The 24,003-nt window shown below is 52.3% G+C and carries 20 protein-coding genes; 12 read left to right on the plus strand and 8 right to left on the minus strand.

Annotated elements, in window-relative coordinates; all coding sequences use genetic code 11:
- Positions 1 to 119: 119 nt before the first annotated feature.
- Entirely contained in the window at positions 120 to 1,448 is a 1,329-nt protein-coding gene (locus CRP01_RS23150; RefSeq protein ID WP_099152488.1) for an adenylate/guanylate cyclase domain-containing protein, read from the minus strand.
- Positions 1,449 to 1,709: 261 nt separating this feature from the next.
- Between CRP01_RS23150 and CRP01_RS23155 the strand changes: the two genes are divergently transcribed.
- The 5 genes from CRP01_RS23155 to CRP01_RS23175 all read left to right on the plus strand — a co-directional run bounded on the left by CRP01_RS23155 (position 1,710) and on the right by CRP01_RS23175 (position 8,446).
- Positions 1,710 to 3,455 carry a BamA/TamA family outer membrane protein gene (locus CRP01_RS23155; RefSeq protein WP_099152489.1) on the plus strand — a complete coding sequence of 582 codons (1,746 nt, stop codon included), beginning with the start codon at positions 1,710 to 1,712 and terminating at the stop codon, positions 3,453 to 3,455.
- A 479-nt stretch (positions 3,456 to 3,934) separates the two neighbouring features.
- Positions 3,935 to 5,461, plus strand: a complete 1,527-nt coding sequence (locus tag CRP01_RS23160) for a sensor histidine kinase (RefSeq protein ID WP_099152490.1) — start codon at positions 3,935 to 3,937, stop codon at positions 5,459 to 5,461.
- A 386-nt stretch (positions 5,462 to 5,847) separates the two neighbouring features.
- The gene (locus CRP01_RS23165; protein WP_099152491.1) at positions 5,848 to 6,576 is read left to right on the plus strand and encodes a response regulator transcription factor; all 729 of its coding nucleotides are present in this window, start codon (positions 5,848 to 5,850) and stop codon (positions 6,574 to 6,576) included.
- Positions 6,577 to 6,789: 213 nt separating this feature from the next.
- Complete coding sequence (locus CRP01_RS23170; RefSeq protein WP_099152492.1) at positions 6,790 to 7,875, plus strand: hypothetical protein; 1,086 nt, start codon at positions 6,790 to 6,792, stop codon at positions 7,873 to 7,875.
- 124 nt (positions 7,876 to 7,999) lie between these two features.
- Positions 8,000 to 8,446: a nucleoside deaminase gene (locus CRP01_RS23175; protein WP_099152493.1), complete on the plus strand. Its 447-nt coding sequence runs from the start codon at positions 8,000 to 8,002 to the stop codon at positions 8,444 to 8,446.
- A gap of 132 nt (positions 8,447 to 8,578) precedes the next feature.
- Here CRP01_RS23175 and CRP01_RS23180 read toward each other — a convergent pair whose 3' ends face one another.
- The 4 genes from CRP01_RS23180 to CRP01_RS23195 form a co-directional block, all read right to left on the minus strand.
- Positions 8,579 to 9,724, minus strand: coding sequence for a cystathionine gamma-synthase (locus CRP01_RS23180; protein WP_099152494.1), 1,146 nt, complete (start codon positions 9,722 to 9,724; stop codon positions 8,579 to 8,581).
- A gap of 120 nt (positions 9,725 to 9,844) precedes the next feature.
- A complete protein-coding gene (locus tag CRP01_RS23185) occupies positions 9,845 to 10,132 on the minus strand; it encodes a hypothetical protein (RefSeq protein ID WP_099152495.1) in 288 nt (95 codons plus the stop codon).
- Positions 10,133 to 10,276: 144 nt separating this feature from the next.
- Complete coding sequence (surE, locus tag CRP01_RS23190; protein ID WP_099152496.1) at positions 10,277 to 11,080, minus strand: 5'/3'-nucleotidase SurE; 804 nt, start codon at positions 11,078 to 11,080, stop codon at positions 10,277 to 10,279.
- 35 nt (positions 11,081 to 11,115) lie between these two features.
- Entirely contained in the window at positions 11,116 to 11,655 is a 540-nt protein-coding gene (locus tag CRP01_RS23195; protein WP_099152497.1) for a hypothetical protein, read from the minus strand.
- A gap of 151 nt (positions 11,656 to 11,806) precedes the next feature.
- Here CRP01_RS23195 and hemH point away from each other — a divergent pair, with 151 nt between their 5' ends.
- The 4 genes from hemH to CRP01_RS23215 all read left to right on the plus strand — a co-directional run bounded on the left by hemH (position 11,807) and on the right by CRP01_RS23215 (position 15,660).
- Complete coding sequence (hemH, locus tag CRP01_RS23200) at positions 11,807 to 12,853, plus strand: ferrochelatase (protein WP_099152498.1); 1,047 nt, start codon at positions 11,807 to 11,809, stop codon at positions 12,851 to 12,853.
- A gap of 213 nt (positions 12,854 to 13,066) precedes the next feature.
- Positions 13,067 to 13,522 carry an SRPBCC family protein gene (locus CRP01_RS23205; protein ID WP_099152499.1) on the plus strand — a complete coding sequence of 152 codons (456 nt, stop codon included), beginning with the start codon at positions 13,067 to 13,069 and terminating at the stop codon, positions 13,520 to 13,522.
- 95 nt (positions 13,523 to 13,617) lie between these two features.
- The gene (locus tag CRP01_RS23210; RefSeq protein ID WP_099152500.1) at positions 13,618 to 14,289 is read left to right on the plus strand and encodes an outer membrane beta-barrel protein; all 672 of its coding nucleotides are present in this window, start codon (positions 13,618 to 13,620) and stop codon (positions 14,287 to 14,289) included.
- Between the two features lie 102 nt (positions 14,290 to 14,391).
- A complete protein-coding gene (locus CRP01_RS23215; protein WP_099152580.1) occupies positions 14,392 to 15,660 on the plus strand; it encodes a metal-dependent hydrolase family protein in 1,269 nt (422 codons plus the stop codon).
- 223 nt (positions 15,661 to 15,883) lie between these two features.
- Here the strand turns inward: CRP01_RS23215 and CRP01_RS23220 are convergent, their stop codons facing one another.
- Together CRP01_RS23220 and CRP01_RS23225 are read right to left on the minus strand one after the other, a co-directional pair.
- Positions 15,884 to 16,372 carry a nuclear transport factor 2 family protein gene (locus CRP01_RS23220; protein ID WP_099152501.1) on the minus strand — a complete coding sequence of 163 codons (489 nt, stop codon included), beginning with the start codon at positions 16,370 to 16,372 and terminating at the stop codon, positions 15,884 to 15,886.
- Positions 16,373 to 16,553: 181 nt separating this feature from the next.
- Positions 16,554 to 17,300 carry a LytR/AlgR family response regulator transcription factor gene (locus CRP01_RS23225; protein ID WP_143473504.1) on the minus strand — a complete coding sequence of 249 codons (747 nt, stop codon included), beginning with the start codon at positions 17,298 to 17,300 and terminating at the stop codon, positions 16,554 to 16,556.
- Between CRP01_RS23225 and CRP01_RS41925 the strand changes: the two genes are divergently transcribed.
- The 3 genes from CRP01_RS41925 (at position 17,299) to CRP01_RS23235 (ending at position 22,514) form a co-directional block, all read left to right on the plus strand.
- On the plus strand, positions 17,299 to 17,520 hold the full coding sequence (locus CRP01_RS41925) for a hypothetical protein (RefSeq protein WP_143473505.1): 222 nt from the start codon (positions 17,299 to 17,301) through the stop codon (positions 17,518 to 17,520). The genes CRP01_RS23225 and CRP01_RS41925 overlap by 2 nt on opposite strands.
- Before the next feature lie 150 nt (positions 17,521 to 17,670).
- Positions 17,671 to 20,073: an ABC transporter permease gene (locus CRP01_RS23230; RefSeq protein WP_099152503.1), complete on the plus strand. Its 2,403-nt coding sequence runs from the start codon at positions 17,671 to 17,673 to the stop codon at positions 20,071 to 20,073.
- A gap of 65 nt (positions 20,074 to 20,138) precedes the next feature.
- The gene (locus tag CRP01_RS23235; protein WP_099152504.1) at positions 20,139 to 22,514 is read left to right on the plus strand and encodes an ABC transporter permease; all 2,376 of its coding nucleotides are present in this window, start codon (positions 20,139 to 20,141) and stop codon (positions 22,512 to 22,514) included.
- Between the two features lie 761 nt (positions 22,515 to 23,275).
- Here CRP01_RS23235 and CRP01_RS23240 read toward each other — a convergent pair.
- Positions 23,276 to 23,959: a LytR/AlgR family response regulator transcription factor gene (locus CRP01_RS23240; protein WP_099152505.1), complete on the minus strand. Its 684-nt coding sequence runs from the start codon at positions 23,957 to 23,959 to the stop codon at positions 23,276 to 23,278.
- Between the last annotated feature and the right edge of the window lie 44 nt (positions 23,960 to 24,003).

The following is a 24,003-nucleotide window of genomic DNA, read 5'->3' on the forward strand; positions in this document are numbered from 1 at the left end:
TAATGTTCATGCATTTAATTTTGGAGGGGCATCAATACTTTGCCTCTCCTTTTTATTTTTGAATGGCAAATTGAAATTGCCCTTATTCTAAAACTAGAGATATGGATAAAACTGCTTGACTATCCGGCCGGTTCGGCTACCCGCCAGTTGGTCATTTCGGCGGTAATAAAACCCAGGGCCTGATTCCAGGCACTGCCGAGTTGTTCGGTATAATCCGGCCCCATCTCCTCCTGAATGGTTTCAATCAGGCAATCCCGTACTACGGGATAATATTCCGGTTTTACGCCGTATTTCTCGTGGCTTTTGCCCAGTGACCGGAGGCCCATTTTTAGCAATTCGGGTCGACTGAGGGAATAGACGATGCCACCCAGCATGTGCATCAGCAGTCGTCCCTGGGCGACCATATCCCGGCCGAACAAGCCCCGGACGGCGGGTGCTTTCTTAAAGACCTTATCGTAAAATTTCTTGGCAAATTCTTCTTCGTTCTTCAGGATGTAATCGAGCGAGGATTGCAGTTCGAGATTCATGTCCGGTTCGGTGAATCCCTTGAGTTCGTACAATTTGTAGATCTGGTCTTTTCCCTCCAGCTGCTTTTCGAATATGCTGCGGATCTCCAGGGTGTTTTCCGGCAGCCCCCGGACAACCTGTTCGGAAAGCAGGATGTTGGTCTGGAACTCCTTATTGCAGGCCTGGATGCGGCTGGTAACATTAATGGGATCGCCCACAATGGTGAACTGCCGGTGTTTGGGATGACCCAGGTGACCGATGTACGCCCGGCCGAAATTGATGCCGATCCCAATCTTGAAAGTCGTATCGAAATCTTTCAGCTCGAAGCGGTTCAGGCGTTCGATGGCGTACTGCATGCCGAGCCCCGCCCGGATGGCATCCATGCAGTTTTGCTGGCGGGTACCGCCGCCAGTACCGAAAATACCGATGATCTCATCTCCCACATACTGGTAGATGATGCCGTTATTGATCAGAATCGGATCGCCGAGTACGGTATAGAAGCGGTTGAGCATATGGGCCATATCAAAGGCCATGTGCTGGGAAGTGATGCGGGTAAAGTTCCTCAGGTCGCAAAAGAGGATAGCGATATTGCGCTCTTCGGCTTCGCCTTCGGGAATGGTTTCCAGTTGCAGCTTATTGACTTCGGCGCTGGACCACACCAGGCGCTGGATCTGTACGTCCCCCTTGACGTGGCACTGGCAGGCCAGGCGGACGGACGGATCCCATTTGCGCAGGTGGGCAGCCTGCTTTTCCAGCATATTGCGCGGGGAGAGGTTCTGGTGTCCGCTGATTACCCGGATCCGGCAGGTCGTACAGCGACCGTTTCCGCCGCATTCGTGTAAATGGGGGATCTTGTGTTCAATAGAAGTGTCCAGGATGGAAGAGAATTCATCCTGCACTTCAACGACTTGGTTGATGCTTGTGTAATGTATCTGGGCCATAGTATGAAATTGTACGGAAAAGATAACCGCTATTATGGTGTCGGAAAAGCACCGTTGATCCTGTGACGGCTGCGGCTGCGCCGATTGGTGGTTTTACTTATTAAGGCTGATCCGGTGAACGGGGCAGTTCGCCAGTGAGGTAACCAACTATCCCTCCGAAATTGACCGGAGCCCAGCAATACAAAAAGGCGTAATTTTGGGCGAAAACGGCCAAGCGGAGTATCTGAGGTGAAATACATTATCCCATACTTATTGTTGTTAATGCTGCTTCCCTTTCGGGGAACGGGCCAGTCCGATTACCAATTGCGCGTGGTGACTACCGACCAGTTCACCCCACTTCCGGAAGAACTGACCCGGGATCTACCGGTCCGCTTTTCCGATACGCTGGCTTTGAAAAGCGCCCTCCAGACCTGGGTACTGGAACTGCACGGCCGGTCCTATCTGGAAGCTTCCGTAGACACCTTGATGCGGGTAGCGGACGAGTATATCGCATTTTTGCATTTGGGCGATCGCTACCAGTGGGCCGCGCTGACCAACGGCAATGTGGATCCCGTATTCCTGGATAAGGTGGGCTTCCGCGAACGATTGTACAGCAACCGGCCGTTTGCCTACCGGCAGGTGCAGGACCTCCTGGAATCACTCTTACACTACGCAGAAAACAACGGCTATCCTTTTGCCAAAGTCTACCTGGACAGCATCCGCACCGAACCGGGCCGGATCAGCGCTCTGGTGAAAATGGATAAAGGGCCGCTCATTACCATCGGTGAGATCGAAGTGGTCGGAGATCTGCGGCTCAGCCCGGTCTACCTCTCCCGTTATCTCGGTTTCAGTGCCGGGGATCTCTACAATCGCGAGAAGGTGCTGCGCATTCGCGAACGCCTGCGGGAATTGCCCTTTGTTACCATTCAATCCGATCCGGTGGTTGCCTTTCGGGGAGAAACGGCCAATATTCGCCTGGCGCTGGCCAATCGCTCCGCCAGTCGATTCGATTTTCTGATCGGGGTTTTGCCCAACAGTCAGCAGTCCGGTCGGCTGCTCATTACCGGAGATTTTACCGCGGAGCTGCAAAACCAGTTCGGAGTAGGCGAACGCCTCTACGTTGCCTTTGAGCAACTCCGTCCCCAGACCCAGGAACTGAATCTCCAATTCAATTATCCCTATCTGCTCGATCTGCCGTTCGGTACCGATCTCAGCTTTGAACTTTACAAACGCGATACTTCCTATCTGGATCTCAACCTCGATTTTGGTCTGCAGTACTTACTGGACGGGCGGGATTACCTCAAGGCCTACGGCAACAGTTATTCCTCCACTTTATTGACCGTCGATACCCAGCGGATCCGGCGGACGGGTGTTCTGCCCGATACGCTGGATGTACGCCGCACGGGTTTTGGGCTCGAATATTTCCACGAGGCGCTCGATTATCGCTTCAATCCCAGAAAGGGCTGGTCTTTATTTCTGCGGGGAGGAGCGGCCATCCGGCGTTTGCCGCGAAACAACCTGATCAGCCAGTTGGATATTGCCGATCCTTACGACGATCTGCCGGAGCGCAGTTTTCAGTACCGGATCCTAAGCCGCATCAGCGCCTACCTGCCGTTGTTTCGGCAAAGCACCCTTAAAATGCAGGTGCAGGGCGGCTACATCATCTCCAATCTGGGCCTGCTGGCCAATGAGCAGTTTCGCATCGGAGGCGCGAAGCTCTTACGGGGTTTCGACGAAGAATTTATTTTCGCCAGCAATTACACGGTAGCGACCCTGGAATACCGCCTGCTAATCGGCCAGAACGCTTACCTCTATACTTTCGGGGATCTGGCGCGGGTGGACAATCGGACGGTCAAGACGCTGCCGGGTACCAATTCCGTGAATTTTCCCTACGGCCTGGGAGCCGGGATTACTTTTGAGACCGCAGTTGGCCTTTTCGGGATCAACCTCGCTTTTGGCGCCGACCGGAATACCCAGATCGATCTCGGCGCACCGAAGGTGCACTTTGGGTATGTGAGCCGGTTTTAAAAAGTGTAACTGATTGGTTGTTAGTTACGTATGCAGGTCTTGGAGACATTTTTTTCTTTTTCACCGCCAAGGCACGAAGACGCCAAGTTTTAAGATCTTAGTGATCTCTGCGCTCAAGAACACAAGGATTAGTGGATTTTCCACCGAAAAATCTACTAATAATTCAGTGCCCTGGCGTCTTCGTGCCTTGGCGGTGACTAATCTATACTTCTGTCCAGGACCATAATCGGTAATCTCCCGATCGTGCTATCTACAGATAATCAAAATATTAAATGTTCGTTAAAGTAAACCGTGGCAATGCCTGAATCGGTAACTTTGTTGTTATTGATAGCGTTCTATTCATAAACTGTACACGCCTTTCTATACTGGATTCAACACGCATAACTGATTGTAAATGAACCAGCGTGCTCTTTTTAAGGTCATAATAATAGTAAAGCGCCGGCGTATTTAAAGCAGCATTACACTTAACCTCCTTTTTAATGAAAAAATCGATCATCTGGGCAATTATCGGCTTATTGACTGTAGCGGTACTCGGTGTACTCTGGCTGCAGATGGACCTGATACGCACTTCCATAAAAGTAAATGAGAACAAATTCGATAAGGCCGTTTACGAAGTGCTGAATAAAGTTGCCGAGCGTCTGGAAGAAGAAGAAAAGCGTCAGGCGGCCAAACAGTACCTCAATGGTTACGCCGCCCGTTTCATCCAGGAAGAACGGATCAGCAGCATGGGGAACGGAGGCCTGCGAATGGATCTTTCCATCCGGACGGGTTTCCAGGGCAATGCCGGCAATCTGTCCCAGCATTTGCTCGATCAGATGGCGGTTGCGGATACCTGCTCCTGCTACAAATGTGTACAGGATCGCACCGAAAAACGGGATCTGCTCACCCGTTTCTTTCAATACCGCAATACCGACCAACCGCTCGATCAGCGCATCAATCTGGAACAATTACAAAATATACTGCAGGAAGAATTAGGCAATTCCGGGATCGATATCGGTTACGAATACGGGGTACTTTCCCGCTCCAGCAATAACTTCGTACTGGTTAATGACCACTACATCATTGATAACTCCGGTTCCAATAACGCGGAATATCGCCATATCAAGGAATCCGGATACGCCGTGACGCTTTTCAGCAAGGATGAGATCCCACCCGGGATGCTCATGATCTTTTTCCCGACGAAAGCGACGGAAGTGTGGAGTGAGATCCTGCCCAACCTGCTGGGAACCATCTTCTTCTCGGCGATCATCCTGTTGTGTTTTGCCTATACGATCTTCATCATCTTGCGGCAGAAAAAAGTGTCGGAGATGAAGAACGACTTCATCAATAACATGACCCACGAATTTAAAACGCCGATCGCGACGATCTCCCTGGCGGCGGATTCCATTACCAGTCCGATGGTGATGAGCCACCCGGATAAGTTGCAGCGTTTTGCCAATATTATCAAGCAGGAGAACAAACGCATGAACAGCCAGGTGGAAAAGGTACTGCAAATGGCGGTGATCGATAAGCGGGAGTTCTCCCTCAAGCTCACGGATGTCAATCTGCACGATGTGATCTACAATGCCGTGGAGAACATCACCCTGCAGGTAGAGAAGAAAGAAGGTACGGTCAATACCGACCTGGAAGCCACCCAGCCGATCATTCAGGGCGACCTGACCCACATCTCCAACATCATCAACAACCTGTTGGACAATGCGAATAAATACTCGCCCGAACAGCCGGAAATCACCGTTTCCACGCGCAACCGGGCCAATGGGGTAGAAGTGGTCGTTGCGGATAAAGGTATCGGGATGACCAAAGAAGCCCGCAAGCATATTTTCGACAAATTCTACCGGGTGCATACCGGCAACCTGCACGACGTAAAAGGCTTCGGTCTGGGACTGAGTTACGTGAAGGCCATCATGACCGCGCACAAGGGCCAGGTGGATGTGAAAAGTGAGCTGGGTAAGGGCAGTAGCTTTATTCTGTTTTTCCCATTACAGGTGGAGAACAAACAAAGTTAAACTGCGGTGTGTTTGAGATTTATACTGATGTTGCAGCGTCTTACGGCTGAGGAACCGTACCGTCCGGAGAACGTACCGGGCAGCTTGCTACCGGTCCGGAACAACTGCACATCCGTCAACTTTGACTATAAACGCCGGGTTTCCGGTATATTATAAAATGAAAAAATCGCTCCGGATCCGGAGCTTCTGGAGGTATTGGTAAGGAAAAGGGTGTTGAAGCGGAAGCCTTAAAGCGTGATTTCCGAATAAAATCCGGCCCATGTGGGCAGCATGTTAAAAAAAAATCGGTATCCGTCGGCTATATGTTAAAATTAGTGAAGGCATTTCCGCGTTCTATAGTCTAAAACCACCCGTGAAATACTAATATTTTAAGAAAAAGAAATATTATGGCTAATAACCGAATACTCCTAGTAGAAGATGACCAAAATTTTGGCGATGTATTAAGGTCCTATTTAGAAATGCATGATTACGATGTAACTTTAGCAACTGACGGCTTACAAGGTCTCGAAAGTTTTAAAAGAGGAGAATTTGATCTGTGTATTCTGGATGTGATGATGCCCAAAAAAGACGGTTTCACTCTGGCTAGAGAAATTCGAGAAAGAGACACCGAAACGCCCATTATCTTCCTGACCGCAAAGACCATGAAAGACGATGTACTGCAGGGCTTCAAGATCGGCGCTGATGACTACATCTCCAAACCGTTCAACTCTGAAGAATTACTGTACCGTATCCAGGCTATCCTGAAGCGGTCCCAGCAAAAAGCGGATCCCCGCGAAGAGATCAAAGAATTCAGTATCGGTAAATTCCACTTCAACTATCCGCTGCGGGTATTGACCTACGATATGGGCGGGACCGAAGAGAGCAAGGAAAAGCTTTCTCCGAAAGAAGCCCAACTGTTGCGGATGTTTGCTATGTACATGAATGATATCCTGCCGCGTTCGGAAGCTTTGACCAAGATCTGGGGAGAAGATAATTACTTTACCGCCCGCAGTATGGATGTATTTGTGACCAAGCTTCGCAAGTACCTGAAGCAGGACGAAAATATCGAGATCGTGAACATCCACGGTAACGGATTTCAGCTGCTGGTAAAAGCCGAAGAGGAAGCGGAATCCTGAATCTGACCGCCCGAAATATCCCGACGGATGCCAAAAGGTTTACCTGACTCCTGAAGTTTGGTAAACCTTTTGTACATCCGAGTGTCATTTTTGGGGTCCGTGTGCCAGCACGGGTGCGTTTCCATAATGTTTCATAGTGGTAAATTTTTTATTTTTATCCGAAACATATATCTTCGCTCATCTGTTATTTTAAAAAATGAATGCTACTCCATTTTGGAGACTACGCATAAATTTAGTTTTTGGGATTATGATATGGCTGGACGGTCGAGGAGCCGTCTGGCTTTTTTTTTGCCCATTCTTTTCTTCCTTGCCTGTAAGGGCGATCCCGTAACCCCTCCTGCTCCCGAAACTCCCTTTCGGGCTTTCTACCACTGGCAAACGGAATTTAAACTCGATAGTCTGGAACGCGACTGGCTGAACGCTACGGGAGCTGATCGCATTTACGTCAAATTCTTTGATCTGGACCGGGATGCCGGGGGAAAAGACATCATTCCGCTGGCCTCGGTGCAAATGGATACTACCGGTTTGCAGGGGCGCCGGGTGATCCCCACCATTTTCATCACCAACCGGAGTATGCTGCAACTGCCGCCCGCGGAAATTCCCCAACTGGCCGGCCGGATCACGGAAAAGATCGACCGCCAGTTCGCCGGCCTGGGGCAACCCTTACGCGAACTGCAACTCGATTGCGACTGGACCCCCCAGAGCCGGGAAACCTATTTCGCTTTATTGGAGGCACTAAAGAAAAATTATGCAGGCAGGGAGGTGCGGCTGTCCACCACCATCCGGCTGCACCAGTTGCGCTATCCGGAACAAACGGGTGTGCCGCCGGTAGACCGCGGCGTATTGATGTTCTACAACATGGGTAACCTGACCGAGTGGTCCGAACCCAATTCGATCCTGAACCTGGAAAAAGCGGCCGCCTACCTGCCGGATGGGCTGCAATATCCCCTGCACCTGGATCTGGCTTTACCGATATTCCGGTGGGCTGTGCTGTTTCGCGACGGAAAGATGATCAAGCTCATCAATGAACCAACCGATTCGCTCCTGCAGCAGCCACAAAAACTTGAACCTACCCAGCCGGGCCGTTACCGGGTACTGGAGAATCATTACCTGGATGGATACTACCTCTACCGGGGTGATCAGTTGCGGGTAGAAGCGGTCAGTACCGAAGCCCTGCGGGCCGCCTACGAGTTGGTGAAACGGCAATACCCGGATGCCGCCCGGAGTCTGATCTTTTATCATCTGGACCGGCAGGTGCTGGACCGGTATCGACCGGCTGATCTGAAGGGCCTGAACTGATGCCGGCACATATACTGACGTAAAATTGTTTTGAAGATCCTGACTATCACAAGCGCGTCAGCACCAAACCATTTTGCGTGAAGCATACTTATTCATTCGCAGTAAATTCCATACTGATAAAACTATGTCCAATCCATATCCATTTATGCAGGAAGCCTTACAACAGGCGCACAAAAGCTACCGGGAAGGAGGGATCCCCATCGGCTCGGTGGTCGTACACGGGGATCAGATCATCGGTGCCGGCCATAACCAGCGGGTGCAAAAAAGCAGCCCTATTTTGCACGGAGAAATGGACGCACTGGAAAACGCCGGTCGCCGCTCCGCTGCCGTCTACCGGGCGTGCACCCTCTATACCACCCTTTCCCCTTGCTCGATGTGCTCGGGGACTATCTTGCTATACGGCATTCCAAGGGTGATCATCGGTGAAAACCGGACTTTTCTCGGAGAGGAGGAATGGTTGCGCTCCCGCGGAGTAGAGGTGATCGTACTGGATAATTCCGAGTGTTACGAATTGATGCAGCGCTTTATCCGGGAACGTCCGGAACTATGGAATGAGGATATCGGAGAATGACCGGAAGATGGGGTAAGCTGGCCTCACCCCATCTCCCAATCACCCCATCTCCCAGTCACCTAGTCTCCCAATCACCCCGTCTCCAAGTCACCCTATCTCCCAGTCTCCAAGTCACCAAAACGGTGCATATCACTACAATTCCACCAGCGCCCGTTCCAGATCTTCGATCAGGTCATCTACATCCTCGATGCCGATGCTCAGGCGGATCAGGGAATCGGTAAGGCCCACTTTGAGCCGCTCTTCCCGCGGAATAGAAGCGTGGGTCATGCTGGCCGGATGGCCGATCAGGGATTCCACACCACCCAGCGATTCGGCCAGGGTGAACACTTCCGTAGCGCTCAGTACCCGGATAGCGTCCTCAAAAGTATCTTTTTGCAGGTCGAAAGACACCATGGCTCCGAAGGCGCGCATCTGCTTTTTGGCCACTTCGTGGTGGGGATGATCTTTAAATCCCGGATAGTACACGTTGGCCACCTTCGGATGTCCCTTCAGGAATTTAGCCACTTTTTTGGCATTCTTACAGGCCCGGTCCACCCGTACGTGCAGCGTCTTGATGCCGCGCAGCACAAGGAAACAGTCCTGCGGACCGGGAATGGCACCCACTGCATTCTGAAGAAAACCCATTTGCTCGGCAATGGCTGCATCCTTAACGATCACCGCGCCCAGCACTACGTCGGAGTGACCACCCAGGTACTTGGTTGCCGAGTGCAGTACAAGATCGGCTCCCAGGTCGAGTGGCGTCTGCAGGTAGGGTGAAGCGAAGGTGTTGTCTACACAGACCAGGAGCTCTTTATTGGTCGCCAGCTCCGAGATCGCCTGAATATCCACTACGTTCAGCATCGGATTGGTCGGCGTTTCGATCCAGATCAGTTTGGTTTGGTCGTTGATACGCTCGGCTACATTTTTGGGGTCGGTCATATCCACAAAGTGGGATACGAGCCCGTAGCGGGCGTGTATTTTGACCATCTGCCGGTACGAACCGCCGTACAGGTCATTGGACAGGATCACTTCGTCTCCGGGATTGAGCAGGCGCATAATGGTATCCATCGCCGCCAGTCCGCTTCCGAAACAAAAGGCCCGCTGGCCGTTCTCGAGTGCTGCCAGGTTCTTTTCCAGAACGCTCCGCGTGGGGTTCTGGGTCCGGGCGTATTCGTATCCTTTGTGCTTGCCCGGTGATTCCTGGGCGTAGGTTGACGTTTGGTAGATCGGAGTCATCACGGCTCCGGTGGATGGGTCAGGGCTAACCCCCGCATGAATTACTTTTGTGTTGAATTTCATGGGTTATAATTTTTCGGCAAATGTAGGGAAAATTAGTGGTAAGTAGACTGCTTGCCGGCGGCCGGGCAGTTGCCTTTTTCGGGCTTCGAAACGGGGCTATACCGGTGCCGGGCGGCAACATTATCCGAAAAGGCTTTCCCGGAAATAGAGGAACCAGACGACGGCGTAGACAATGGTCATAATGAGCAATCCGCGCATCGACTGCCCCTGGCCACGGGACATGAATACGTTCATCGGAATAATATTCAGACAGACGGCGATCAACGCCAGGCTCCGCGGGCGAAACCCACTTCCCAGATTGTTATTGATAATGTAGTCGGACGCGGACAGTAAAAGCGCATACCCGACAAAGGGCAGGAGCAGGCCGACAACCAGCCCGATCCATATTTCATTTCTGTTTTTTAGCATGCTAAAGGATTTTTAAAAAAGGCCAGCTCGGGGCCGTTATACCTGACGCGAAGTGGTTTGGAATTTATCCGAACCACTTCGCGTCAGTATATGCTGTATTCAAATTGGTTTGGATTTCCCCAACCAATTTTACGTCAGTATAGATCAGGCCGACCGGAGATCGGCACTGCTTGGATAACTGATCTTTTCCATATCTTTTAACAGAGGGATGGCTTTGTAGTTCGTCAGGTCGTGCATGGAAGGTACCACCGAGATGTAGCCGTTCTCCAGCGCCCAGAGGTCGGTATCTTCTCCGCTGTCCATGTTGACGAACTTTCCGGTGAGCCAGTAGTATTTCTGTCCGCGCGGATCGGTGGCTTCCATAAACTCTTCCTCCCAGCGGGAGTCCGCCTGGCGGCATACCTTCAGCCCCTTGATCTGATCTCCGGGAAGTTTGGGAATATTGACATTCAGCAGGCTACCGGAAGACAGCCCGTGCTCCAGTACAAAACTGATCAGTTCGGACAGGTAAGGCTTGGCCGCATCAAAATCGGCATCATAGGCAAAATCCAGCAGGGAAAAACCGATCGAGGGGATGCCTTCCAAACTGGCTTCCATGGCGGCCGACAGCGTGCCGGAATACAGAATATTGATAGCGGCGTTGGATCCGTGGTTAATGCCGGACAGCGCCAGGGTGGGCTTGCGATCCCGCAGGATCAGGTGTTTGGCCAGTTTTACACAATCAACGGGGGTGCCGGTGCATTCGTAGGCTTCAATACCTTCGAATACCTTAGCTTCGTGAATTCTTACGGGGTCGTGAATGGTCACGGCGTGTCCCATTCCCGATTGGGGGGAATCCGGGGCTACTACTACTACATCTCCCAACTGGGAGGCTACGTCTACCAGCGCGCGGATACCCGGGGCAGTGATGCCGTCGTCGTTGGTGACTAAGATCAAAGGTCTACTCATATTATTTGTATTCAAATTTGAAATCTTTTAATTGCTTATCCCGGATACCAGCCTACCGTCGTTACCGGGAATTGGTGCTGATCCAGTTGTAAGGTGGTTCCCTGATCATTGCGCAGTTCAACATCCTCCAGTTCGATACTCAGGGAATACAGCGGCTGCGATTGGCCCGACGGACCGAGGTTCTCCTCAACGATCCGGATCCGGGCGGTGCCGCGCTGGGCGATCCATTCGCTGATTATTTTCGGCTGCTGTTCGATGATGATCACATCATTGCAGTAATACTGCTCAATGTTGCCCTCGTAGGAAAGCAGGCTAAGCTGAATATCCGCGGACGGGCCGATCGAAAAAGATGCTGCTTCGGTTGATAATCCCAACTGGTCGCGATCTCCCTGAACGGCAATACTCAAATCTCCCGCTTCGTTGGATTGATAGATGAGGAAAGAGCCGCAGCCGTCGGCCGGACCGGTAAATACCAGAGATTCCGGGTTTGGAGTCTCCACTCTGGAACATCCCCAAAGGAGGCAGCCTACAGCCAGTAAACCAGCCAAATTTAAACGAGCGCTTAGCATATTCATTGTTTTCCTTTTTTTATAAACGTAGCGAGGCGCCAAAAAGACGGGCGGGCCCCGGAAATTGTTAAAACTTGACAGTCATTTTACCTGTAATTTGCCGATTTATGAACAAAAAGTGGTCAATTTGTGTCCTGTTTTGGAAAACTGATCGTGCATGAAGCATTTAGGTAAAAAAGGCGTTTTATTAGTGAATCTGGGCACTCCGGACAGTCCGTCCCGGGGAGCCGTTTATCGCTACCTCAAACAATTTCTTCTCGATCCCCGGGTGATCGATTATCCCTGGTTGCCCCGCAATCTGCTGGTCCGCGGGATCATTGCTCCTTTCCGCTCCGGAAGCTCCGCAAAGTTATACAAACAGCTTTGGACGGAAGAAGGTTCTCCATTGAAAGTTTACGGAGAACGGGTGGCTGCTGGGGTGCAGGAACTGCTCGGAGAAGAGTATGTCGTTGAGCTGGCCATGCGCTACCAATCGCCTTCCATGCCGGATGCCATCGATCGCTTGCTGGCCCAAAAAGTATCGGAGATTATCGTGTTCCCGATGTTCCCGCAGTACGCTTCCGCTACTACCGGCTCGGTCCACGACGAAGTGATGCGGGTGTTCCGCGAAAAGGATACCATTCCGAATATCCGGATGATCAATTCCTACTACGATTACCCGGCCATGATCGATATTTTTGCGGATAACGCCCGGCAGTTCGATCTGGACAGTTATGATCATATCCTGTTCAGTTACCACGGTCTGCCGCAGCGTCAGTTGCGCAAAGCGGATGATTTCAACCACTGTCTGCAATCGGAAAATTGCTGTCAGCGTATTTCCGCTACCAACCAATTCTGCTATTCGGCCCAGTGTCACGCTACTACCCGGGCCATTGCGGGAGCGCTCCAACTGACGCCCGAGCGATATACCACCACTTTCCAAAGCCGCCTGGGGCCGGAAGCCTGGGCCCAACCTTATACCAGCGCTACTCTGGAAGAACTGGCTAAGAACGGCGCCAAGCGCATCCTGGTCTTCAGCCCTGCCTTCGTGGCGGATTGTCTGGAAACCATCATTGAGATCGGCACGGAATACCAGGAAGAGTTCGAGGAACTGGGCGGCGAAAAGGTCGATTTGGTACCCAGCCTGAACGATGATCCCCGTTGGATCCGCATTGTGGCGGATCTGGTTATGGAGCAGTCGGGCGTCGGCACCTCAATGGGGTAGTGGTGTGGTGTTTTAAGGTGATCATACGATTTTTTCAATATCAATTACCATAGCGGGAAAAGGCAGTTTGCTGCTGCGATAGGCTCCGTCGGGTATTTTTCACCTTTCGGCAGCACTGCGGAAGCCATTTGCGTGTTATTAAAATGATCGCACCTTTGCTTTCAGCCTGTAATCTTAATGGAAGGCTGAATTTCCACACCTAAACAGCTACTCATGGAAAATACCGTTTGGGAATTCCAACACGCCGTTACCTGCCAGGCCAGTTGCGCCCAGATCTGGTCATTTCTTACGGACGTCACCAACTGGGAACGTCTGGAAGGCACCACCGTAAACTGGATCCGGATCTACGGTCCCTTCGACACCGGTACCAATGGAGAGACCAAAATGCCGGGTAAGATGCCCCAGCGCTGGGTGATCGGGCCCGTGGAAGAAGAACGTCTGATGGTGATCGAAGTACCACTGGAAGGCGCCGTATTTTACAACCGCACCGAACTGGAATCCCTGGAAGAGGGTAAGACCCGCATTCTCCGCACCATGAGCCTGGCCGGGCCCAATGCCGCCGGGATGACCGACGGTATGCAGGCATTCGAACAAAATGCCCCACTGGGGCTGGCCAAAATGGCCCGGGAGATCGAAGCCAAGGTCGCCGAGGAGAGAAAAAATAGCTGATCATTCCGATTCGCCGAAAGAATCCCTATTTTGTAAATCGTTGAAATCCATTCTGATAAGCCCAGTGGGCCAACGATTAAAAGGGAGAGCTAAGCATGAAACACCGGCAATTCATCTGTTTTCTACTGCTGTTTTGTATTGGTAGCGTAGATTTAATGGCGCAGGGCAAAGGATACAAACGTCAGAGCCGGTTCAAGGCCGGTTTGCAGATCGGTCTCAATATGGCCCAGATCGACGGCGATCGATACAGCGGCTACCGCCGTGCCGGCATTCAGGGCGGACTCATGGGCGTAGTCGTACTCAACCGCAATAACCTACTCACTACCGAATTACTGTTCAGTCAGCGTGGAAGCCAGCCGTCTAATCGGGAAAGGCGCGAAAATATCGAATACCAGCTGCGGATCCGGTTAAATTATGTGGAAGTTCCCGTTGTTTATCGCCATCTTTTCAATGAAGGTGAGGATGGAAGTTTTAGCCATGATTATCACTTCGGACTTTCGTTCGGCCGCCTGGTGAGCTCCCGGATCGAGGAATCCAGCTTTAACCCTTACTACCAGCCCCGTACGAAAGACTCCCTGATCAAGACCGGGGATGACATTCAGGAAAATGATGTAAGTCTGCTCTTCGGTGGCACCTTATTATTCAACAGGTATTTTGGTCTGAGCCTGCGCAGTGTCATATCGCTCACTTCCTTTTACGACCCGGAGGGTACTTCGGCCCTGCGAACCTACCACCTCACTTTGGCCGGAGTTTACTATTTGAACTGAAGCGGGATCTCCGGTATTCTCGTTTAAGGCTCCGAATCCTGCGAAGTCCTGTCCATTTAGCCTTATCTTTCCGCCACAAACAACAATATTCCAGTCGCTATGATGATAAGATCCTTGAGTTTACTGCTCATTTTAGCTTTCCCTATTCTTCTGCTCAGTCAGTCCGATACGATCCATCTGTACCAGCCCGCATGGGTGTTTGACGGTACGGAGATGCACGAAAACTGGTCGGTAGCCGTCCGCGGTGCCACCATTCTGGCCGCCGGGCCCCGCAACGGACTGAACTTGCCTTCCGGCCCACGGATAACGCACGATTTGCCGGGCCAGACCCTGCTACCGGGAATGATCGAGGGGCATTCGCATATTCTGCTTCATCCCTACGATGAAACTTCCTGGAACGATCAGGTGCTGGTGGAAAGTGAGGCCGAACGGGTGGCGCGGGCTACGGTCCACGTGCGGAAGACCCTGGAGGCGGGATTCACTACCAGCCGGGACCTGGGAAGTGAGGGCGCCGGCTACGCGGACGTTGGGGTAAAAGAGGCGATCGAAAAGGGCGTGATCCCGGGACCGAGCCTGCTGGTTGCCGGTCCGGCAATCGTAGCGAGTGGTAGTTACGGGCCAAAAGGATTTGCGCCCCACGTGCAGTTCCCGCTGGGGGCCGCTACCGCCGACGGTATCGAAGGACTGACCCGCGAAGTCCGGACCCAGATCGGACACGGCGCTGATCTGATCAAAGTCTACGCCGACTATCGCTGGGGACCCAAGGGAGAAGCAATGGCCACCTTTACCCTGGAAGAACTCGAACAGATCGTCAAAGTAGCCGCCAGTAGCGGCCGACAGGTGGTCGCCCACGCTGCGACCCCCGAGGGCATGCGACGGGCTACCCTCGCCGGGGTAAAGACCATCGAGCACGGTGACGGAGGTAACCCGGAGGTCTTTCGCTTGATGCAGGAACGGGGAGTTGCGCTCTGCCCCACCATTGCCGCCGGGGATGCGATCAGTCAGTACCGCGGCTGGCAAAAGGGAACGGACCCGGATCCGGCCCGCATTGTACAAAAACGCAAAAGTGTGCAGCAGGCACTGGCTGCCGGCGTAACCATCGTGGCCGGTGGGGATGTCGGTGTATTTACCCACGGAGAAAACGTCCGCGAGCTGGAACTGATGGTGGAGTACGGGATGTCCCCTCTGGACGTACTGCGCTCCGTGACCGCCGTTAATGCGGAAGTATTCGATCTGAACGATCGCGGCCGGATCGCCCCGGAGCTGCGGGCCGACCTGGTGGTGGTAAGCGGCCGGCCCGATGAGGATATAAAAGCGCTGTGGCAGGTGCGTCGCGTACTGAAAGCCGGGAAGATGGTATATAGCCGCTAGCAGATTCCCGGAGCATACAGCGGTTCGGTTTTAATGGATTGTCATAACATTTTATCAATTGTAAGCTCAATCTCAATTACCATAGCAAGGTAAAGGCAGTTTTTCCCCCGGCATATCCATTTTGCACGATTATGAGGTATTGAATTTGCTATTGCTATTGAAATTGCAATTCTTCAAACTCAATAATTTGAGAACTGCCCCCTACGCTACGGGCGGATCACGATTATTTCCCCGGCTCCGACTCACCGGCTGTGGATCCCGGCGCTCGTATCCCCGAGACGTGGGAAGCGATCGCTTTCCATCGATCTCCTCTTTTGATCAATACATTGCTGGATTCGTAGATCATTTCCACGCCTTTATTGATCATATGACCGGTGCCGGCTACAATGGCGGTGCCGTTCTCCAAAATATCCAATCTTTTGATGGTGTAAAAAAAGGAATCGTGTTCCATGGCGTGGGCTTTTATCCAGTCCATTTCTCCGGCTTTATCGGACCAATTGCCGCCGGCATCCACCATCTGGAAGGAACCATCCAGGATCTGGTCCAGCAGCATGGTGTCCTGTTCGCGGTAGGCGGTGGGCCAGTGGACTTCTTTTAGTTGTCGTAATTGCCGGGCATCGGCAGTCGGATCAATGGTTATGGCCTGCGATCCGGACGGCGTACAGGCGACGGCAACGAGCAGGATCAACAAGCTCCAAAACGTAAATTTCATCGGTAGCTGATTTAAATGTAATTGTTAAATGGAGCTATGAAGATGAATGGCTTAGCACGAGGAGAAAAGCCAAACCGGGTGAGCCGAGGAATAAACGAGGTGAGTCGGGCCAAGCAGGGGTTGAACGTCCCGTAGGGCTACGGCACGCTAAACCTGCACGTCTACCCTGCACGTTTACGGTTTACATGAATTCGCCGCAATAACTTCGGCTGAACTTTACCCGCGTACCATTATGCAGCGTCAACCAACCGTCGCCGTTCTTATTCTTTTCGAAATACGCTACCTGTTCCATGTTTACGGCGAAAGACCGGTGCACACGCCGGATAGCCGTATCCTCATAGGCCGCAAGAAAAGATTTCATACTTTGATAAAGCACAAAATTCCCGTTATCCGTATGCAGGATGATACAGTTGTTGGAGGTTTCAATGTAGGAGATGTTTTGCCAGGTACAGGGGTAGGTCTTATTGCCGGAGGTAAGCAAAATGGGTGGCGGAACGTCTGGAGGTACCGCGGTATCACTATCTGCCACCGGCTTCGTATCCACAAACACCAGCGAGCAATAGCAAAGCAGATGAACGGTAAGGTTATTGGTAAAGGTGCCGTTGAGAAATCCAAAGACCGTATCGGCACAATCGGCCGAACCGATCACCATCAGGAACAGAATACCCGAACTGATCAGCATATTGAGCACCCCGGCGGACAGGCCGATCCCCATCTGAATGGCAAAGTGTCCAAAGGGCCCCATTGGTTTCCAGCGGGAAGCAGTCCGGGCCGTCCAGCCGGAGGCCGCTAACCAAAAGACCAGGCCCGTAGCTGCAACGATCATCAACTCCATGAAACAACGGTAATCCGTAGCTTGCTGGAAGAGGTAACCCAGTACCAGGTTGAGCAATATAAAAAAGGATATGATGAAGTGCTTGAGAGTCATGATCAACAGGCTCGGTGAAGGAAAAGTGTGCCCGGCCGGACCGGGAATCTTTTTGAGAACGCACGAAGCGGTCCGGCAGTTGCCCGGATCAGCTTCCCGCTGGAAAAATGCCAAAAGCTGCGGCTGTCGCGAACCCGATTACATCCGGGCGGTCTTTGGGTACCTGATCTCCTCCGTCCGATTGAGCGTTCATTCCCGGACACCTGTTGTTCAAATCTGAACATATTTTTCCCTGATTTGGACGGTTTTTGCTTGTATTTACCTGATTTATAGGTGTTTTTGAGCTTGGCATGAAATTTCCATGAATAAAAACGGAGCGATCGTCCCACTATCGCTCCTGGTACCATCATAACTACTAAATCACCCGGCCATGTTTCGAAACTACCTCCTTATTTCGTTTCGGCAATTGCGTAAGAACCTGCTCACTTCCGGCCTCAATATAGCAGGTCTGGCTACCGGAATTGCCGTTTGTCTTTTTATTGCTGTCTGGCTGGAACGCGAACTCTCCTACGACGATTTTCACCCAGACGGAGACCGGATCTACCGGATCGTGAACACCTTTACCAGTGAAAGCGAATCTTTCTCCCAGGCGCCTTCCGGTCCGGCTCTGGGCGCGCAACTTCCCGATAATCTGCCCGAGATCGAAGCGGCCTGTCGCTATTTCGACGGCGCCGGTCAACTGACGGTCGGCGATAAAAAATTTTTCGAGGAGGATATTCAGATCGCCGATTCCAGTTTTTTCCATTTTTTCAACTTTCCGCTCCTGCAGGGGTTGCCGGGGGAAGTGCTGTCGGAAGTCGATCAGATCGTTCTGACGGAAAGCCTCGCCAAAAAGTACTTCGGCAATTACGACCCCGTCGGCCAGACCATCCAGTACGGCGAAGATGAGATGCTGACGGTAAGCGGCGTAGCGGCCGATCCGCCGGCCAATTCGCAGATCCAGTTTTCCGCCATTATACCGATGGACTACATGTATCGCTACGCCGAGGAAAACTACGGTGGGTTCAACATCAATGAAATGTGGGTCGGTGGCTGGATGTACACTTATGTACGCCTGCGCAATCCCGCGGAATGGCAGGAATCCGAAGTCCGGGTGAATGCCGTGGTGGCGGAGCACTCCAAAGAAGCCTGGGAAGAAAACCAAATGAGTTATACCTACGCCCTACAGCCGCTGCGGGATATCCATCTGGATTCCGATCTGCGCTACGACCTTCCTTCCAACGGCAGCCGGGCGCGGGTTTGGATGTTCGGTTCCGTAGGTTTGATGGTGCTGCTGCTGGCCTGCATCAACTACATGAACCTGGCCACCGCGGGTGCTCTGAAGCGGGCGAAAGAAACCGGGATCCGCAAAGTAGTCGGTGCCCGCCGGAGTGAACTAGTGCGGCAGTTTTTGACCGATTCGGTAACGATGGTCTTCCTTTCTACCGCGATTGGCCTTTTGCTCTTTCGTTTGTTTCTGCCGGCCTTTTCCGATCTTACCGGACAGACCTACCAATTTGCTATTAGCTGGGGTAATGTCCTGATCCTGCTGGGTTTTGCTCTGGGGCTGGGAGTGCTGTCCGGTCTGTATCCGGCTTTCGTGCTTTCCGGTTTTAAACCGGTCTCTATACTCAAGGGCTCCTTTCAGCGCAATCCCGAAGGCGTATGGATGCGCAAGGGACTGGTCGTTTTTCAGTTTGTGACCACCATGGTCCTGATCGCGGGCATTATGATCATCCGGCAACAGATGTCCTTTGTACAATCTAAAGAACTGGGTTACCAGGGGGACGCCGTGATCTCAGTTAATTACCGGGGTTTTGATGCCGTGAACCGCCAGATGGAAACGCTGCGCAGCGAATTGCTGAAAAGTCCGGCCATCCTGGCTACCGCCCGGCACGGCGGGAACGTAGTGGGCGGTCTGGGTAACGACTGGACCACAACCGAAAACCTCGAAGGCGAAGAGATCTCTACCAGCGCTTACATCCTCTCCGCCGATCCGGATTATTTTGCAACCTACGGCATGGAACTGGCCGCCGGTCGTTTCTTTTCGGGCTCCATTGCTACGGATTCGACCAAGGCCGTGCTGGTGAACGAAGCCGCGGTCCGCACCTTCGGCTGGGAAAAACCGGAAAATGCCATTGGAAAACCTTTCGGGAAAGGCGATAACACCCGAAGGGTAGTGGGGGTAGTCAAGGATTTCCATTTTGAAAGCCTGCACAAACCGGTGGAAGCGCTCGTCATCAGCTTTGCCCGCAGCGGCAGCCGCTTGTCATTGCGCGTCGACCGGGCCAATGTGAAGGATGCGGTCCGGCACCTGGAAACCACCTGGCAGCGCATGCTGCCCGACCTGCCGCTGGATTATGCATTCGTGGACAGTCAGGTAGCCGAACAGTACGGTAACGAGCAGGTCATGGGTACGCTGTTTCTGTTGTTCTCTTCCCTGTCCCTGTTTATTGCCTGTCTGGGGCTATTCGGCCTGGTCACCTTTATGGCCGAGCAAAAAGTCAAGGAGATCGGCATTCGGAAAGTGCTGGGGGCGACGGTGTCCGGCATTGTGGCGCTTTTGTCCAGGGATTTCCTGAAACTGGTATTGATCGCCATGCTGATTGCCGCCCCGCTGGCCTGGTATTTCATGGAACGCTGGTTGCAGGATTTTGCCTACCGCATCGATATTCACTGGTGGGTATTTGTGCTGGCCGGAGCCACCGCTATGGCCATTGCTTTGCTAACCGTAGGTCTGCGCAGTCTGAAGGCAGCATTTACCAATCCGGTGGAAAGTCTGCGGAGTGAGTGATGTTAATGATCCGGTAATCCGATGATCTAATATTTTAATGATCAGATGATCAAATAATCAATAGTATGTGGAAAAATCATCTCAAAGTCACACTGCGTCATATGGCGCGCAATAAAGGATACACTTTTATCAACGTTTTCGGTCTGACGGTCGGCATCGCCGTTTGCCTGCTCATCTTTATGTGGGTAAACGATGAACTGAGTTACGATCGATTCCACGCGAAAGCGGACCGGACTTATCGGGCGCTGTGGGAAGCCCGCTTCGGCGAGAATGAATGGAAGATCCCCAATGTACCCATGCCGCTGGGACCTACCCTGGAACGGGAGTTTCCGGAAGTGGAGTCGGTCACCCGCTTTATCAGTGGGGGATACACCATGAAGCAGGGCGAAGCATTTGTCCGGGAACAAAACGGGGTATTCGTTGATCCCGGCTTTTTCGATGTTTTTACCGTCGAGACCATTGCCGGGGAGCCGCAGGCGGGCCTGCAACAGCCGAATACGATCGTGTTGACCGAGGAGATGGCGCAGCGTTATTTCGGCACCGAAAATCCCGTGGGAAAGAGCATCGAGCGCAATGACGGACAATTGCTCCAGGTAGTGGGCATCGTTCGGGAATTTCCGGCCCAATCTCATTTACAGTTCGACTTTATGGTCTCTTCCGATGTGCTGGAGTACCTAAAACAGCGGCGGGACCAGTGGGGATCGGCGACGGTGCTTACCTATTTCACTCTATTGCCGGACAGTGATCCGGACTTGTTACAGCAAAAGTTACTGACGTATGTGGAAGAAAATGTGGTGGATGAAGATTATGCTGAAGGAAATAATTACACCAAGTTCCCCTTCCAGGCCCTGACGGACATTCACCTCGGTGAACGGCTCGACGGGGATGTATCCCAGAGTGGCAGTATGACCTCGGTCTGGCTATTCGGCATCATTGCGGTCTTTATCCTGTTGCTGGCCTGCATAAATTTCACCAATCTGACCACCGCCCGCTCGGTGATCCGGGCGCAGGAGGTGGCGGTTCGCAAGGTACTGGGCTCCCAGCGGCGCCAGTTGATCGCGCAATTTTTTACCGAAGCGGTGCTCTATATCGGCTTCGGTCTGGTACTGGCCATCCTGCTCACGGGTCTGGTGCTGCCTGCATTCAATGCTTTTTCCGATAAACAACTGGCGATGGAAACCCTGCTCACGCCCCGTTTCCTGCTGACTATCGTCGGCTTCGGCGCGCTGACTACCTTCCTCACGGGGATCATCCCGGCAACGATCCTTTCTTCCTTTACGCCCGCCAGGATACTCAAGGACAAGGTCGCCACCCTGAAGGGACGCAACTGGCTGCGGGAAGGAATGGTCGTTATGCAGTTTGCCATTTCGGCCGGACTGATCATCGGAACCCTCATCGTCAAAGACCAATTGAACTTCCTGCAGGAGAAGCAACTGGGCTTCGACCAGGAGCACGTACTGGTCATCAACCGGGCCACCGCCTTGCGCAATAACTATGCGGCTTTCAAAGAACAACTACAGACCCTGCCGGCGGTAGAAGAGGTGACAACGGCGCAGGGCGTACCGGGCGATGAATTCGACAGCACGGTATTCGTGCCCGAAAAACCGTCCAATTACGAAGCAACTTCCCTGACCTATTCCTTCGTGGATGCCGACTTCGTGGAGACGATGAAGATTGACATGGTCGAAGGACGGGATTTCTCCGTCGATATGCTCACGGATAGCAGCGCCTGTCTGATCAACCGGTCGGCGGCCGCCAAACTGGGTTGGGAAGATCCCATCGGAAAATCCCTGAACTACGGAGGGTACGACGAGCGCCGCATCATCGGTGTAACGGAAGACTTCAGCTTCCGCTCCCTGCACCACGAAGTAGAACCCATCGTACTGCTTATGACCAAATGGCGGCTTTCCAAAATGGCCGTCCGCCTGCGACCGGGCAATGTAGAGGAACAGATCGCCACCATCCAGGCGGCCTGGAAAACATTTGCTCCCCAGGCTCCCATGGAGTATTCATTTCTGGATCAGGATTTCCAGCAATTGTACGAGGGGGAGACCCGGATGGCCCAGGTATTCGGAATCTTTTCCCTGCTGGCCGTTTTTATTGCCTGTCTGGGACTGTTCGGTCTGGCGGCTTTCCTCACCCAGCAGCGAACTAAGGAGATCGGTGTCCGGAAGATCCTCGGCGCCTCTACGGCCAGCCTGGTTGGCTTATTATCCAAAGACTTTTTGAAACTGGTGGTCATCGCGCTGGTGATCGCTTCTCCGCTGGCCTGGTACCTGATGAACGCCTGGCTGGAGGATTTTGCTTATCGCATCGAGATCCAGTGGTGGGTATTTGTGCTTGCCGGTATACTGGCGGTAGGTATTGCTTTTTTGACGGTGAGCTTCCAGAGCATCAAAGCCGCTCTGACGGATCCGGTGGAGAGTTTGCGGAGTGAATAGATCCGACTTCTGGTGAGGAACATTCATAGTTAAGAATCGAAAAACTGAAATGAATGAATTTCACCGCAAAGCCGCCAAGACGCTAAGCTTGTTAGAGATTTTGCGGCCTTGGCGGTGAAGACAAGCAATCTTAATTTTCAATGTTCGATAGTACAAGTCGGGAAACGACACCTCACAAATAGTCAAAAGTGCGCTCGGTGAAAACCCAAAGCATTGCGTACTTCCGGCGTACAAGTCAAAAACGTTCTGACGCTTGAGTGTAAGGACCTGCCTGCCGGTGTGTTGTTCTACACGCTGACTACCGATGACTTCACTGTAACAAGATCTATGGTTGTTGAGTAAGCATCATCTGTGCTTCGGCGCAGGGTTAACATGATTCATGCGAATCAGGGGTCAAACTTGGAATCAATGTGCGTTTAGGCACAAAATGTAGGTAGCAAAATGACCATTTCCCGACTTAGCGTGCCGTAGGTACGCCATGTAAAACCATATTGCGTACCTACGGCACGCTGAACCTCCCAAATTATTGGACGGGCTACCTATAGCTCGTCCCTACGGGACTTTTAACTCCTGATTTGCATAAGCCGTCCTGAATTTTTTCAGGAATCAAAAATCACCTCGTAGAGGTTAAGCATTCGTAGAAAAATAGTCGAAATGCTGGTTTCGACCTCAGGGAGGTCGCACAACGCTTATCCAGGCTAAATTCTACGAATATTCAACCTCTCTGAGGTCACACGCCGCCTTTGGTATTCATGTTTTAATTAGTGCGAAAAGCGATCAATAGCCTGCTGCAAGCCCTCCCGATAGGGTTTGCCCACCGGAATACGTGACGCTCCGATGTGAATGTGCTGGTACTCGATCGAGTCGATCCGTTGCAGATTGACGAGGTAAGACTTGTGTACCCGCAGAAAATGGTAGGGAGCGAGCTGTTCGCTAAAGGACTGCAGCGTCTGCCGTACCAGTATTTTTTGCCCGGGCGTATAAATACTCACATAATTTCCGGCTGCTTCCAGATAGAGGATCTCTTTTATCCGGAGTTTAACCTGCCGGCTCCCGTCTTTGACAAAGAAAAAATCGGGACGCTGCCGGGAGGACTCCGATAACGAGCGGGCTTTATTCACCGCCCGCAAGAAACGTTCGAGATCAAAGGGTTTGATCAGGTAGTCCACCGCTTCCAGTTCGTAACTATCGGCAGCGTACTGGGGGAAGGCCGTCGTGAAGATCACCAACGGCGGCTGGTGCAGGCTGCGCAACCACTGCATGCCCGAAATATCCGGCATCTGGATATCCAGAAAGACCAGATCGACCTGATGCTCCTCCAGGTATTGCTGGGCCTCAAAGACGTTCACAAAAGTAGCGGCCAGATCCAGAAAGGGGATCTGCTCCGCGTGTTTACGGATAACGGTGAGTGCCTTGGGTTCATCATCGATGGCGATACAGTGCATGAAGTCAAATTGTCTTTTAGTTTTTAAACCGGACGAGTGCTGCC

This window comes from Flavilitoribacter nigricans DSM 23189 = NBRC 102662 (genome assembly GCF_002646595.1).
In the GTDB taxonomy this organism is placed as follows: domain Bacteria; phylum Bacteroidota; class Bacteroidia; order Chitinophagales; family Saprospiraceae; genus Flavilitoribacter; species Flavilitoribacter nigricans.

Excerpts from the sequence above, each read along its gene's own strand:
- CRP01_RS23215 (WP_099152580.1), top strand. The coding sequence starts at position 14,392 with ATGATAAGATCCTTGAGTTTACTGCTCATTTTAGCTTTCCCTATTCTT.
- CRP01_RS23210 (WP_099152500.1), top strand. The coding sequence starts at position 13,618 with ATGAAACACCGGCAATTCATCTGTTTTCTACTGCTGTTTTGTATTGGT.
- hemH (WP_099152498.1), top strand. The coding sequence starts at position 11,807 with ATGAAGCATTTAGGTAAAAAAGGCGTTTTATTAGTGAATCTGGGCACT.
- surE (WP_099152496.1), bottom strand. The coding sequence starts at position 11,080 with ATGAGTAGACCTTTGATCTTAGTCACCAACGACGACGGCATCACTGCC.
- CRP01_RS23195 (WP_099152497.1), bottom strand. The coding sequence starts at position 11,655 with ATGAATATGCTAAGCGCTCGTTTAAATTTGGCTGGTTTACTGGCTGTA.
- CRP01_RS23180 (WP_099152494.1), bottom strand. The coding sequence starts at position 9,724 with ATGAAATTCAACACAAAAGTAATTCATGCGGGGGTTAGCCCTGACCCA.
- CRP01_RS23230 (WP_099152503.1), top strand. The coding sequence starts at position 17,671 with ATGTTTCGAAACTACCTCCTTATTTCGTTTCGGCAATTGCGTAAGAAC.
- CRP01_RS23175 (WP_099152493.1), top strand. The coding sequence starts at position 8,000 with ATGTCCAATCCATATCCATTTATGCAGGAAGCCTTACAACAGGCGCAC.
- CRP01_RS41925 (WP_143473505.1), top strand. The coding sequence starts at position 17,299 with ATGATCAACAGGCTCGGTGAAGGAAAAGTGTGCCCGGCCGGACCGGGA.
- CRP01_RS23185 (WP_099152495.1), bottom strand. The coding sequence starts at position 10,132 with ATGCTAAAAAACAGAAATGAAATATGGATCGGGCTGGTTGTCGGCCTG.
- CRP01_RS23150 (WP_099152488.1), bottom strand. The coding sequence starts at position 1,448 with ATGGCCCAGATACATTACACAAGCATCAACCAAGTCGTTGAAGTGCAG.
- CRP01_RS23205 (WP_099152499.1), top strand. The coding sequence starts at position 13,067 with ATGGAAAATACCGTTTGGGAATTCCAACACGCCGTTACCTGCCAGGCC.
- CRP01_RS23155 (WP_099152489.1), top strand. The coding sequence starts at position 1,710 with ATGCTGCTTCCCTTTCGGGGAACGGGCCAGTCCGATTACCAATTGCGC.
- CRP01_RS23225 (WP_143473504.1), bottom strand. The coding sequence starts at position 17,300 with ATGACTCTCAAGCACTTCATCATATCCTTTTTTATATTGCTCAACCTG.
- CRP01_RS23240 (WP_099152505.1), bottom strand. The coding sequence starts at position 23,959 with ATGCACTGTATCGCCATCGATGATGAACCCAAGGCACTCACCGTTATC.
- CRP01_RS23220 (WP_099152501.1), bottom strand. The coding sequence starts at position 16,372 with ATGAAATTTACGTTTTGGAGCTTGTTGATCCTGCTCGTTGCCGTCGCC.
- CRP01_RS23165 (WP_099152491.1), top strand. The coding sequence starts at position 5,848 with ATGGCTAATAACCGAATACTCCTAGTAGAAGATGACCAAAATTTTGGC.
- CRP01_RS23235 (WP_099152504.1), top strand. The coding sequence starts at position 20,139 with ATGTGGAAAAATCATCTCAAAGTCACACTGCGTCATATGGCGCGCAAT.
- CRP01_RS23160 (WP_099152490.1), top strand. The coding sequence starts at position 3,935 with ATGAAAAAATCGATCATCTGGGCAATTATCGGCTTATTGACTGTAGCG.